Annotated in this window: 2 protein-coding genes; one reads left to right on the forward strand and one right to left on the reverse strand. The window is 70.1% G+C overall.

The window, feature by feature from the left end:
• A partial coding sequence (locus Mterra_RS21290) for a Type 1 glutamine amidotransferase-like domain-containing protein (RefSeq protein WP_170159784.1) occupies positions 1–594 on the reverse strand: 594 nt, incomplete at its 3' end.
• Between the two features lie 329 nt (positions 595–923).
• On the opposite strand from Mterra_RS21290, the gene Mterra_RS21295 reads away from it, so the two are divergent.
• Positions 924–1355: a hypothetical protein gene (locus Mterra_RS21295; RefSeq protein ID WP_147373046.1), complete on the forward strand. Its 432-nt coding sequence runs from the start codon at positions 924–926 to the stop codon at positions 1353–1355.
• Position 1356: the final 1 nt, after the last annotated feature.

Here is a 1356-nt window from a genome sequence, read left to right on the forward strand (position 1 = left end):
GCCGGTCATGGCGTGGCCGCCTGCATCGAGCGCGGCGCGGATGGCGGCGACCATGCCGTCCACCATCCCGCTGGGGGCCACGAGGTCGGCGCCGGCCTGGGCGTGGGAGACCACCACCTTGCCCAGCCCCTCCTCGAAGCAGACCACGTCGCCGTGGCCCAGCAGGCTGTCGAGGCTGGTGCCGCCGCAGATCATGGGGTCGGCCATGGCCGCGGTGCCCGCGCTGGTGCCGCCCACGCAGGCCCCTTCCGCGAACCTCCGGCGCAGCACCTCCAGCGCCGGGGTGCCCAGCAGGGCGCGGGTGATCTTGCGCTGGTCGCCCCCGCCGAAGAAGAAGCCCCCGCAGCGCTCGAGCCGCGCCAGCACGTCCGGGTCGTGGGCGCGCTCTGCCGCGTTCTCCACCGTGATGTCCACGAGCTCGGGCTCGGCCCCGTGGCGGGCGAACGCCGCGCCCAGCCTCCGCAGGCTCGCCGCCGGGTCGGGGCTGGCCGTGCCGAAGATCGCCACGCGCGGCCCCGCGTGCTCGAGGATGCGCCCGAACACCGCCACGTTGTCGGCCTGCAAGGCCCCGCCCACCAGAACGACCGTTCCCACCAGCGAAGCTTACCCCGCCCAAGCCTCGAGCGATTGCGGATTTGAACAACGGCTCAAGGCCGCTTCTCATGCCAGATTCGGTTAGCTTGGCGCCGTCCGGCGCCAAGCTAACCCGACCGTTCGCCGACCGTCAGGGAGGGGTGTGCTCCAGGATCCAAAAAGATAGCCTCTGGAGTTTTTTAGTTCGGAAGATCATCTTTTTGAATCCGGTATCCTGCCCCTTTCTCACCCGCCGGGCCCCGGCAACCGTGAACGGCGGGCGTTTTGTCGCCGGGGCGCTGTGTTATAAGTGAGCCAGGATTTGAAGCGGTGACTCGAGGAGGCTGTGCATGGAAATGGTGTTCTGGTTCGGCGGAATTTTCGGGGCCATCCTGTCGGTGATCAGCCTGTTCACGCTCTCGCGCAACCCCAAGATCGGCGCGGGGTTGCTGCTCGTCGGCCTGGCCCTGGCCTCGCTGCTGATCCCCTCCCTCGGCCTGTACCGCGAGACCCAGGCCTACCTGATCGTGGGGCTGGTGGGGGTGGGCCTGTTCCTGCTCGCGCTGTTCCTGCCCGCCCGGGCGCGCGGCAAGATCACCACCCTTACGGTGGGGCTGGTGCTCGCGCTGTACCTCTTCGCGGCCTTCAACGTGGCCCAGCCCTGGAACACCAACCCCGTGGCCCTGCTCAGCAACACCCCGCAGGCCGCGACCGAGCCCGCGCCGCCCGTCACGCCGGGGCCGGCCCCTTCGCCCGCGCCCAGCGAAACGGCCCCGGCGTGAC

This window comes from Calidithermus terrae, assembly GCF_003574345.1.
GTDB lineage: Bacteria > Deinococcota > Deinococci > Deinococcales > Thermaceae > Calidithermus > Calidithermus chliarophilus.